Annotated in this window: 12 protein-coding genes; 1 reads left to right on the plus strand and 11 read right to left on the minus strand. The window is 41.9% G+C overall.

Annotated elements, in window-relative coordinates; all coding sequences use genetic code 11:
• Positions 1-5: 5 nt before the first annotated feature.
• The 11 genes from ybeD to leuS all read right to left on the minus strand — a co-directional run bounded on the left by ybeD (position 6) and on the right by leuS (position 11,074).
• Positions 6-284, minus strand: coding sequence for a DUF493 family protein YbeD (ybeD, locus tag E5N72_RS08770; protein ID WP_135924118.1), 279 nt, complete (start codon positions 282-284; stop codon positions 6-8).
• Between the two features lie 184 nt (positions 285-468).
• A complete protein-coding gene (locus E5N72_RS08775) occupies positions 469-1,629 on the minus strand; it encodes a serine hydrolase (RefSeq protein ID WP_135924119.1) in 1,161 nt (386 codons plus the stop codon).
• Between the two features lie 54 nt (positions 1,630-1,683).
• Positions 1,684-2,448, minus strand: coding sequence for a septal ring lytic transglycosylase RlpA family protein (locus E5N72_RS08780; RefSeq protein ID WP_135924120.1), 765 nt, complete (start codon positions 2,446-2,448; stop codon positions 1,684-1,686).
• A complete protein-coding gene (rodA, locus tag E5N72_RS08785; protein ID WP_135924121.1) occupies positions 2,448-3,554 on the minus strand; it encodes a rod shape-determining protein RodA in 1,107 nt (368 codons plus the stop codon). The genes E5N72_RS08780 and rodA overlap by 1 nt, the downstream gene beginning before the upstream one ends.
• Positions 3,551-5,431 carry a penicillin-binding protein 2 gene (gene mrdA / locus E5N72_RS08790; RefSeq protein ID WP_135924122.1) on the minus strand — a complete coding sequence of 627 codons (1,881 nt, stop codon included), beginning with the start codon at positions 5,429-5,431 and terminating at the stop codon, positions 3,551-3,553. Before mrdA ends, rodA begins: the two co-directional genes overlap by 4 nt.
• A gap of 7 nt (positions 5,432-5,438) precedes the next feature.
• A complete protein-coding gene (gene rlmH, locus E5N72_RS08795) occupies positions 5,439-5,909 on the minus strand; it encodes a 23S rRNA (pseudouridine(1915)-N(3))-methyltransferase RlmH (protein ID WP_036967350.1) in 471 nt (156 codons plus the stop codon).
• A gap of 27 nt (positions 5,910-5,936) precedes the next feature.
• On the minus strand, positions 5,937-6,254 hold the full coding sequence (rsfS, locus tag E5N72_RS08800) for a ribosome silencing factor (protein ID WP_054551669.1): 318 nt from the start codon (positions 6,252-6,254) through the stop codon (positions 5,937-5,939).
• A gap of 56 nt (positions 6,255-6,310) precedes the next feature.
• Positions 6,311-6,946, minus strand: a complete 636-nt coding sequence (nadD, locus tag E5N72_RS08805) for a nicotinate-nucleotide adenylyltransferase (RefSeq protein ID WP_135924123.1) — start codon at positions 6,944-6,946, stop codon at positions 6,311-6,313.
• Positions 6,947-6,955: 9 nt separating this feature from the next.
• On the minus strand, positions 6,956-7,996 hold the full coding sequence (gene holA, locus E5N72_RS08810; RefSeq protein ID WP_135924124.1) for a DNA polymerase III subunit delta: 1,041 nt from the start codon (positions 7,994-7,996) through the stop codon (positions 6,956-6,958).
• Positions 7,996-8,484 carry an LPS assembly lipoprotein LptE gene (lptE, locus tag E5N72_RS08815; RefSeq protein WP_135924125.1) on the minus strand — a complete coding sequence of 163 codons (489 nt, stop codon included), beginning with the start codon at positions 8,482-8,484 and terminating at the stop codon, positions 7,996-7,998. Before lptE ends, holA begins: the two co-directional genes overlap by 1 nt.
• Position 8,485: 1 nt before the next feature.
• Positions 8,486-11,074, minus strand: coding sequence for a leucine--tRNA ligase (gene leuS, locus E5N72_RS08820; protein ID WP_135924126.1), 2,589 nt, complete (start codon positions 11,072-11,074; stop codon positions 8,486-8,488).
• A 186-nt stretch (positions 11,075-11,260) separates the two neighbouring features.
• Here leuS and E5N72_RS08825 point away from each other — a divergent pair, with 186 nt between their 5' ends.
• A complete protein-coding gene (locus E5N72_RS08825; protein WP_135924127.1) occupies positions 11,261-11,719 on the plus strand; it encodes a zinc ribbon-containing protein in 459 nt (152 codons plus the stop codon).
• Positions 11,720-11,750 lie beyond the last annotated feature (31 nt).

Genomic DNA, 11,750 nt, shown 5'->3' on the forward strand with positions numbered 1-11,750 from the left:
TCAGCCTATAGCATGTGACGTACGTCATCGATGTTGCTGATCACGTTATAGATTTCTTCAATGTGCTCTTTACTTGTAACGGTTGCCACAAGCGTGACTGACTCGTAATTACCTTTGCTGCTTGGTTTTACCTTTGGCGCATAATCGCCTGGTGCAATTGGTTGCAGCTTTTCTAGGATCTGGTCTGTTAGATTTACGTTTGCTAAGCCCATGATTTTAAATGTAAATGGGCAAGGGAAATCTAAATACTCATCAAACTTAGTATCTTTTACAGGTTGAACCACGACGGTGACTCCTCAAAACAGTGAGTGTGCTTAATCGAGACTTTCTCGGCCAGTTCTTGGCAGTAAGCAGACTTAAATTACGACGCACTCGACCCAGCGCGACTGATATGGGGCGCATTCTATCATTTTTCAGACAAAAAAAAACGCCTTGCAGTGCAAGGCGTTTATAAACTTTTATCTGAGATTACATGATCTGTAAACGTAAGTAATCGTAGATCTTGCTGAAGAAGCTGCCTTCTTCTACTTCTTCAAGTGTAACTAACGGATATTGAGCGATTTCTTCACCATCCAGTTGCAAGAATAAGGTGCCAACTTTACTACCTTTGGCAAGTGGAGCTTCTAGAGTTTTATCAAGCTCAAAGTTCGCTTTTAAGTTTTTACGCTGACCACGTGGGATGGTGATTGGCGTATCTTCTAAAATACCCAGTGAAACATTTTCTTTGTTACCCATCCAAATACGTTGCTCTGCGAAGCTGTCACCTGCTTGATATGGTGTAATCGTTTCAAAGAAACGGAAACCGTAGTTTAGTAATTTTTTACTTTCAACTTTACGAGCACGCTCGCTTTCGGCGCCCATTACTACAGCGATTAAACGCATATCGTCTTTAGTCGCTGAGCTCACTAGACTATAACCCGCCTCTGACGTGTGACCGGTTTTGATACCGTCTACGTTCATGCTTTCATCCCATAATAGAGAGTTGCGGTTATATTGTTTAATACCGTTAAAAGTGAATGATTTTTTAGCGTATACTTCGTATTCAGCTGGTACATCGCGAATAAGTGCAGCACCAAGAGTGGCCATATCACGTGGCGTTGTGAAGTGCTCGTTAGTATCTAATCCGTGACTATTTACGAAATGGCTGTTTGTCATGCCTAACTTTTCAGCGTGAGCATTCATTAAATCAGCAAATGCACTTTCGCTACCAGCAATGTGTTCAGCCATTGCTACGCACGCATCATTGCCTGATTGGATAATGATACCGTGGTTAAGGTCGTCAACACTGATTTGCTTACCCACTTCGATGAACATTTTTGATGATTCAGGAAAGTTTTTTGCCCACGCTTTTTCACTCACGGTGACCATGTCTGTTGGTGAGATATTGCCGGCTTTAATTTCAGTACCGATGACGTAACTGGTCATCATCTTGGTTAGACTGGCAGGTGCCAGCTTGGTATCGGCTTCGCCTTCAGCAATGACCTTACCTGTGGTGAAATCAACCAAGAAATAACCTTTCGCATTAACTTGTGGTGGGGCAGGAATGATTTGGGCTGTTGCTGAAAATACACTCGCTGTGCAAACAAGGCCACAAACGCCACTTAAGATTTTATATTTTATAGATTTCATCGTACTCATTAATGGTTAAAGTTAAACATGTCGCGTTAACCTATTCTAAAGGTCTTACTCACTGTAAAGCAAGAACGCGTTCTGAAATTGGTTTTGTTTTAGCTTTTCTAAAACAGTTTGTGCTTCTGCGGCATCTTTTATTGGACCAAGACGTAATCGATAGATTCCATCTTTTTCAACAATGTTTGTTGGCACATGATATTGCTGACGAAGTTGAAACGCGAGCGCTTCAACATTGGCAAGAGTACTTCCCGCTGCAACCTGTATGTAACTTAAACGAGGGGCAGAATTGCTAAGTGTAATGGCTTCAACCTTAACACGCGCTGTACCTTGGCGATAATAATCTAGTTTATAGGCCGCAGAATAAGATAAATCGATGATACGGTCATCATGGAATGGGCCGCGGTCATTAACGCGAACAATGACAGATTTACCGTTATCTAAATTAGTGACTCGTGCAAAGCTGGGTAATGGCAAGGTTTTATGCGCTGCAGTCATCGCGAACATGTCATATATTTCACCATTAGATGTATGATAGTTATGAAATTTTCTACCGTACCATGAGGCAATCCCTTCTTCAGAGTAGCCTGTTTCATCTAACATGGGAGTGTAGCGTTTTCCACGAACTTCATAAGGGCGACTCGCACTGGCACTCTTAACTACAGCCGTTACTACTGCATCTTGCATTTCAAGTTCGGTAGGCTTTCGAAGCGGGGCTGCATCATGCTCCATAGCATAACGACCTTGCTGCGACGAGCTACAAGCAGTGAGCATTACAGAAAATAATGCAACAAATAGAAAACTAACGCGATGTGTCATTATTTTAAAAGCATCCTTTTATCTGTGGCGATAGACATAATAATGCCAAATCCTGCCATCAAGGTCACCATAGAGGTGCCGCCATAACTGATCAAGGGTAAAGGGACACCGACCACAGGCAGTAAACCTGACACCATGCCAATATTTACAAATACATAAACGAAAAAAGTTAAAGTTAATGCACCTGCAAGCAGTTTACCAAACGCATCTTGGGCATTGACCGCTATGTATAAACCACGACCAATGATGAATAAATACATGCACAGTAATAAACACACTCCAAATAAGCCAAACTCTTCGCTTAAAACAGAGAAGATAAAATCGGTATGACGCTCGGGTAAAAATTCAAGTTGTGATTGCGTACCTTGCAGCCAGCCTTTTCCTTCAATTCCGCCTGAGCCAATTGCAATTTTCGATTGAATAATGTGATAACCAGAGCCAAGAGGATCACTTTCAGGGTCTAAAAATGTTAATACGCGTTGTTTTTGATAGTCGAGCATAACGTAGTGCCAAAATGGCCAAGCAGCAATGGCTACTGTAGCGGTAAAAAAGCCGATTAATCGCCAACTTAGACCTGACAAAAACAATACAAAAATACCTGAACTGGCGATCAATATTGATGTTCCTAAGTCAGGCTGCTCTTTGATTAGGATGGTAGGCACCATCACAATCGCAAAACCAATGATTAGATGAATAATGCGGGGTGGTAAATGGTTGCGACCGATATACCATGCGACCATCATAGGTACGGCAATTTTCATTAATTCAGATGGCTGAAATCGAGTAATACCAAGATCTAGCCAACGTTGCGCACCTTTCGAGCTAACACCAAATAGCAGTACCCCGATGAGCATTAATAGGCCCACGCAATAAAGTGGAATAACCATTCTTTTTAGCGTGTTTGGCGAAAATTGCGCAAGAATAAACATGCCTAGTATCGCCCCAAACATCCGTGTAGCATGGCGGATCATCATCGCTGGGTCTTGACCACTGGCACTGTAAACAATGGTTAGGCTGCCTACCATCATGAGCATTAACGCTATCAGGAGCGGTAAATCAAGGTGAAGGCGTTGCCAGATAGAGCGTTTTTTATTTAATGGGATCATGGCGCATCACTTTGTGCAACAGGCAGAGGGTTAGCTGAAAAATAATAATCCATCAATTGACGAGCAATAGGCGCACCTACGGTACTGCCGCCACCGGTATTTTCTACAACCACAGAAACCACAATTTGTGGGTCATTATAAGGTGCAAAGCCAACATAAATTGCGTTATCGCGTTGACGCTCTTTAAGTGATTTAGCGTCATAACGTTCACCTTGGGCAATGCTAACTACTTGCGCGGTACCGGTTTTACCAGCAGGGTCATAATTGGCACCTTTAAATGCTTTATGGGCGGTGCCGGTGACTTTGTGTACTGTGTTGTGCATTGCATCAAGCGCTATTTGCCAATGGTGAGGGTTTTTTAGCACCACCGGTGGCTTTTCATCGTTGTTTATTTGAGTGACTTCATTTTCTTTTTTAGCCACTTGCACTAAGTGGGGTGGGTGATCAATCCCGCGATTAACTAAAATATTCGTCGCATTGGCTATTTGCATCGGTGTTGCGGTCCAATAACCTTGGCCAATACCCACTGAAATTGTATCACCACGCCACCACGATTCTCTAAAGCGGCCTTCTTTCCATTCTTTTGATGGCATAATCGCAGAGGTTTCTTCATGAATATCAATACCTGAAAGTTCGCCAAAACCAAATTGAGACATAAAATCACTGATTTTAGTAATGCCTAAGCGATACGCCACGTCATAAAAATAAGTATCGCATGACTCTTCAATAGCACGATAAACGTCAACATGGCCATGACCCCAACGTTTCCAGTCACGCCATTTATGTTCAACGTTTGGAATTTGAAAAAAGCCCGGATCCCACATTTGTGTTTGCTCGGTTACAAGTCCTTCCTCTAACGCTAAAATGGCCATATGTGGTTTAACCGTAGAAGCTGGTGCGTAACGACCTTGTGTGGTTCTATTTATAAGAGGGCGATCTGGGTTCAATAACTTTTTGTAGTCGCTACTACTGATGCCATGAACAAATAAGTTTGGGTCGTAACTTGGGTTAGAGTAAAGAGCCAGTACGCCACCATCTTTTGCGTCGAGCACAACGACAGCGCCGCGCATATCTTTTAAAGCATGCTGTGCAATTTGTTGTAAGCCTATATCCAGAGTAAGTACCAAGTCATGGCCTGGCTCTGGTGGGGTCATGCTTAAAGTGCGAATGATACGACCCCTGTTGTTAACTTCTACACTTTGTGAGCCAACTACACCATGAAGTAATTGCTCATAGTATTTCTCGATACCTAGCTTACCTATATCATGTGTAGCACGGTAATTTGTTGCTTGATCATCGGCTTCTAATTTTGCCAGCTCTTTTTTATTGAGTTTGGCAACATAACCTAATGCGTGAGTTAAAGTATCACCATAAGGGTAGTAACGAGCTAGTCGTGCTTCAATACTAAAACCAGGGAATTTGTGCTGATTAACTGAAAACTTGGCAACTTCAGTTTCGTTTAATCGTGCTTTAAGGACTTGGCTCTTAAAACGGCGATTATGTTTGATATCATCTAAAAACTCTTCTTTTTGTTGTTCACTGATATCGATAATTTGTTGAACATCTTCTAATGCTTGATCTAGGTTATCTGTTTCTTCTGGAATGACTTCAAGGTTATATACAGGTTTGTTTTCAGCAAGTAAAACGCCATTTCTGTCATAAATTAAACCTCGATTCGGGGCAATTGGGATAACTTTGATCCGATTATCATTAGAGCGTGTCTGGTAGTCTTGGTGGTCGATAACTTGAATGTTATATAAGTTTGATAATAAGACACCAATTAATAATGTAACAAACACAAAGCCCACAAACGCGCGGCGAGCAAATAAATTAGCTTCAGCCGAGTGGTCTCGAATTGTGGGTCTGTGTTTTCGCATTGACTAACTACTCGCGGTGGTATGGGTGATTATTATTTAAGCTCCAGCCACGATAAAGGCTTTCGGCAACAATAATACGCACTAAAGGATGCGGTAGTGTTAGATTTGATAAAGACCATTTTTGCTCAGAAGCTGCAATGCATTCTGGTGCAAGGCCTTCAGGGCCACCAATGAGTAAGCTAACATCACGGCCATCAAGCTGCCATTTTTCCATGCTTTTAGCCAGTTGATGAGTATCCATTGGCTTACCTGTTACTTCTAAAGTAACAATGCGATTGCCTTTGGGTATTGCTGCTAAGGTTTTTTCGCCTTCAAGTTGCAAAATACGTTTTATATCCGCATTTTTTCCGCGTTTACCGGCAGGAATTTCAATAAGCTCAAGCGGCATATCACGCGGGAAACGGCGCTGATATTCTGTGAATCCAGTTTCAACCCATGCTGGCATCTTAGTACCAACGGCAATCAATTGTATCTTCAAAATGGTTTACCTATGTCCTTGCAAGGGTTAACCCCAAAGTTTCTCTAGATCATAGAAGTCGCGAGTTTGGTCTTGCATGACATGTACTACTACATCACCTAGGTCAACAAGCACCCATTCGCCTTCATTTTGGCCTTCGTAACCAAGGGGCTCTTCACCAGCGTGGCGTGCTTCTTTTGCGACGTGATCAGCAATCGATTGAACATGGCGTTTAGAGTTACCAGAGCATACTAACATATAGTCGGTAATATCTGACTTTCCACGAACATCAAGTTGCACCACATCACGGGCTTTCATGTCGTCGACTTTATCAAGGGCAAATGCGAGTAGTTGTTTAGAATCCAAAGTGTTTTCTCAAAAAATAAATAATCTTAATTGTTATTTTATCACGCAGGCAGCATTTATTCATCTGTTTGATAAAGATGATGCTGTGCGATGTATTGACTGACTGAAGTCGGTAAAAGTTCCGTTATTTCACTATTTGAATGCAGTTTTTTTCTGATTTCTCTTGATGCGGCATCTATTTGTAAGCCATTTAAAAAGAATAACTTACCTGCAGGTTGTTGCTTTAGTTCAGCAAGGTTATCAGTGTATGCCTGTTCCTTGTAATGAGCCAATTCACCAGCGACATTACAGGTTTGCCCCGGTCTTTGATACACGACTATGTGGCAAAGTGTGACAATTTCTTGCCATTTAAACCATTTGTCGAGGCTAATGAATGAGTCCATACCGATTAAAAAAATAATGGGCGTAGTCGGGTGCTCAGCTCTTAATTCTTGCAAGCTAAGTAATGAATAAGAGGCACCTGAACGATTAAGTTCTCTGTAATCAATCGTGAAATAAGGGATGTCTTCAATTGCAAGTTTGAGCATGTTGATACGGTGCTCATCACTGATCCCCGGTTTAGCTTTATGTGCAGGAATAGCGCAGGGCATAAAATACAGCGTATCAAGCTGACACTGTTTAACGCATTGCTCGGCCATATTGATGTGGCCTAAGTGAATTGGGTCAAATGTTCCACCAAATATAGCAATCATTATACAACTCTAATCTAAAACAGGGTGGCAAGGTAATGGCATTGCCAGTGGTTGGCAAAATACTAAGCAAAGGTGTGTTAAGGCTTGATAAGGCGCAACAAGGTTGCCTTGTTTGTAGGCAGCATCAAACTCGGCTAATTGTTTGATGATTTGCTCAAGAGTACTAATTTGCAGGCGGTTTAATGCCTGCTGTACTGTTGCTTGCTGGTTTTTCCAAATATTAAACTGCCGATATAAGTCAGTCATATTGGCACCGTTTAGGCGAGCGTGTTGCATTGCAAGTAAGTTAGTGGCTTCTTTATTAATGGCCCAAAAGATACTCATTGCTTCTGTGTTATCAGTAGCGAGTTTACTCATTACTTTGACTGCTTGACCTGCATTGCCGGTTAATAAAGCATCACTCAAATCGAAGATATCAAATTTTGATTGATTAAGAAGACCTTGCATTACGGCCTGCTGGTCTACTAACTCACTGCCATATAATAGAGATAATTTTTCAAGTTCTTGGTGGCATGCAAGTAAGTTATCTTCAGTGGCATCAATCAGGCTTTGTTTTGCATTATTGTGCAAGTTTAAATTTAAACGGTAACATTGCTCGTCTAGCCAACGGCTTAAATGGTTACCTGTTAGGGGATAACAAGGTACAAATAAGCCTTGCTTATCTAAAGCTTTAAACCATGCACTGCGTTGAACATCTTGACCAGCTTTAGCACCTTTCAATACCAAAATAGTGTCTGGATTAGTAAGTTCAACAAGTTGTTTAAATATTTGGCTACCTTGAGTACCTGGTTTTTGCTCGTTTAAATCAAATTCAATTAAGGTACGAGCGCTAAACAGTGACATACTTTGGTATTGAGCTACAATTTCTTGCCAATCAAACCCTGGCATTAGGGTGAATTTTATAACTTCGTCAAAACCTTGCTGTTTGGCGGCTTGACGAATTTGCATGACACATTGTGTAATTTGATAGGGCTCTTCACCAAACACCATGTAAAAAGGCGCAAGGCCTTTTTTCAATTGGCTAGGTAGTTGATTTGCATAACAACGCATTACAGTTGTGATAGCTCACGAACAATTCGACGACTGGCTTGCTTACGAATTTCGCTTAACAACAGCTCAAGCTCTTTTGCTTTTGCAAGGGCATTATCTGGGTCGTCTTGATAGTTACGATACAATTCAAAGCGCTGGTTAATGGCTTTTTGTCTAGGGCGCTTAAGGGTATAGCTTACACTGTAGGCAAGTTCATACTCGGCAACCTGACCATTATCAAATAATGATAAGATTTGACGCTCTAAACGGTCTTTGTGGATTGTTAACTCTGGGTGTTTACCACCTTGGCTAAGCTCAACTTTACTCGCAATAAGCTCTTTTTCGACTAACTCGAATAATGCTGACTTTTCATCATCCCCGACAAGGGTGATCACTTTCAAGTCGTCAGGCAAGTTTGAGGCTTTCTTTAAATGAAAGCCACAACTTGTTAGCAGTAAACAGACTAGCGCAAGGGCTAGTCCGTTTTTCAGTGCTTGAAGCGCTGCCATCTTAGTTAGCAACCACGTTAAGTAGTTTGCCAGGTACGTAAATCACTTTACGGATGGTTGCACCATCAGTGAACTTAGTTACGTTTTCTTCAGCAAATGCTAATGCTTCAACTTGCTCTTTAGTTGCATCAGCAGGCACTGTTAACTTAGCACGAAGCTTACCATTAACTTGTACGATGATTAGCTTCTCATCTTCAACAAGTGCTGATTCGTCAACTTTTGGCCATGCTGCATCTAAGATGTCGCCTTCTTTGCCAAGGTCTTGCCATAATTGATGACACATATGCGGCGTGATAGGCGCAAGCATGATAAGTAATGCTTCAAGCGCTTCGTTAGCAATTGCCACATCTTGTTTATCGGCAAGCGGTGCTTTAAGTAACTTGTTCGAGATTTCCATAATTGCAGCGATTGCAGTGTTGAATGTTTGACGACGTTCTACGTCATCAGTCACTTTTGCAATTGCTTTATGAAGTTCACGACGAAGTACTTTTTGGTCGTTATTTAATGCTGACTTATCAAGCGCTTGATAGCCTACTGTTTCTACATCAACAGCATATTTCCAAATACGTTTTAAGAAACGCATTGCACCTTCAACACCTGAATCAGACCATTCAAGGGTTTGCTCTGGTGGCGCCGTGAACATCATGAATAAACGCACTGTATCTGCACCGTACTGGGCGATAACTTGTTGTGGGTCGATACCGTTATTTTTCGATTTCGACATTTTGCTCATGCCCGCAGAGAATACCGGCTCGCCATCTTCTTTGTGCCACGCTTTAACAACACGACCTTTGTCGTCTGTTTCAGTTTGTACGTCTGTTGGCGAAATCCAGATATCACCGCCTTTCTCATCTTTACGGTAGAAAGTATCTGCTAATACCATGCCTTGACATAGTAAGCGCTCAAATGGCTCATCTGAAGTTACTAAACCAAAGTCACGTAATAACTTGTGGAAGAAACGCGAGTAAAGTAAGTGCAAGATCGCATGCTCAATACCACCGATATATTGGTTTACTGGTAACCAGTAATTTGCAGCACCTGGCTCAATCATGCCTTCGTCAAAACGAGGGCTACAGTAACGCGCGTAGTACCATGATGATTCCATGAAGGTATCGAAAGTATCTGTTTCGTGGAATGCAGGTGCGCCATTTACCGTTGTTTTAGCCCACTCAGGATCAGCTTTGATTGGTGAAGTTACACCATTCATTACCACGTCTTCAGGTAAGCGAACTGGCAGCATGTCTTCAGTTGCAGCAAGCTCGTTACCGTTCTCGTCGCTTAACATAGGAATTGGAGAGCCCCAGTAACGCTGACGGCTAACACCCCAGTCACGTAGACGGAAGTTCACTTTACGCTCACCTACACCCAGTGCTTCTAGTTTATCTGCAACTGCATTAAACGCCGCTTCAAACTCAAGACCATCGAACTCACCTGAGTTAACTAGCACGCCTTTTTCAGTGTATGCTTGGTTGTCTAAATCAACTGTTTCTTCAGAGTCAGCTGCTGGTGCAATAACTTGAGCAATCTCAAGGCCATATGCTGTTGCGAACTCGTAGTCACGTTGGTCGTGTGCAGGTACTGCCATAACAGCGCCAGAGCCGTAATCCATTAATACAAAGTTAGCGACCCAAATTGGTACTTGTTTACCAGTTAATGGGTGAATCGCGTAAAAACCAGTGGCAATACCTTTTTTGTCCATGGTTGCCATGTCTGCTTCAGCGATTTTCGTGTTTTTACACTCATCAACAAACATAGCTACAGCGTCGCTGTTTTTAGCTGCTTCTTGTGCAATTGGGTGACCAGCTGCAACAGCAACGTACGTCACACCCATGAAGGTATCTGGGCGCGTTGTATAAACACTGAATGTTTCGTCGTTATCAGCACGCTTAAATTCGATTTCTAAACCTTCAGAGCGACCAATCCAGTTGCGCTGCATGGTTTTAACTTGCTCAGGCCAGTGATCAAGTTTATCCAAATCATCTAATAGCTCTTGTGCGTAATCAGTGATTTTGATGAACCATTGTGGAATCTCTTTTTGTTCAACAATGGCACCTGAACGCCAACCACGACCATCAATAACTTGCTCGTTGGCAAGTACTGTTTGGTCAACTGGATCCCAGTTAACTGTTGACATCTTTTTGTAAACTAAGCCTTTTTCATAAAGCTTAGTGAAGAACCACTGTTCCCATTTGTAATATTCTGGATGACATGTCGCAATTTCACGATCCCAGTCGTAACCAAAACCCAGTTGCTTTAACTGGTTGCGCATGTAATCGATGTTTTCGTATGTCCACTTAGCAGGTGCAGTGTTGTTTTTGATTGCTGCATTTTCCGCAGGTAGACCAAACGCATCCCAACCCATAGGTTGCATTACGTTTTTGCCTTGCAAGCGTTGGAAGCGTGATACTACGTCACCAATGGTGTAGTTACGAACGTGACCCATGTGGAGTCGGCCGCTTGGGTATGGGAACATAGAAAGGCAGTAATACTTTTCTTTGCTCTCATCTTCAGTGACTTTAAATACTTGGTTTTCTTCCCAGTAGGCTTGTACTTTTGACTCTATGTCTTGCGGGTTATATTGCTCTTGCATCTACGATTCCAGACTTCTTGCAAATTAATAAAAAATTGTCGATAAGGATAACTCAAAATACACGCTAATCACAGCGGCAAATAGGCGCTTTTATTAATTTTGTCTGGAAATATATTTTCAGGGCAGGTTAACCTATACTCAGCTAGAATAACGATTGATTTTTCATCATTTTTGAAGGAGTAACCGATGGCAGACTATAAATCTTGGCTCACTGATTTAACTAAATGGATCAAAGATGTAAAAGACAATGAATTAAAGGATGCAATAGATAAATTTGTTGAATCAGAGCAAGCACTTAAAGATTTAGGACAAGAAAAGCTTAGCCAATATCGAGAGTATCTTAAGCGCGATATTGATCACATCAAAGAAAATGATGAGCATTATGACTCGTTGGCTTGGCTTGAACTTAAGGAGTCGCTTTGGTACGAGTTATCGCATATTGAAGATAAAACCCAGTTAGAATGGCATGCCCTTAATCAAGATTTTAAACACGATGGTGTCTATCAAGAAGGAGAATGGATAGCCATGGGCACATTAGTATGTAAAAATTGCCAACATAGTTACGATGTTTACCATGCTACGCAAATTACTCCTTGTACTGAATGTGGCGGTATTTATTTTCGCCGTAAGGCATTACAACCTTAAATCAGTGACGCAGGCTTTTGCTGGGCGTTAC

The organism is Pseudoalteromonas sp. MEBiC 03607 (genome assembly GCF_004792295.1).
Classification (GTDB): Bacteria; Pseudomonadota; Gammaproteobacteria; order Enterobacterales; family Alteromonadaceae; genus Pseudoalteromonas; species Pseudoalteromonas lipolytica_C.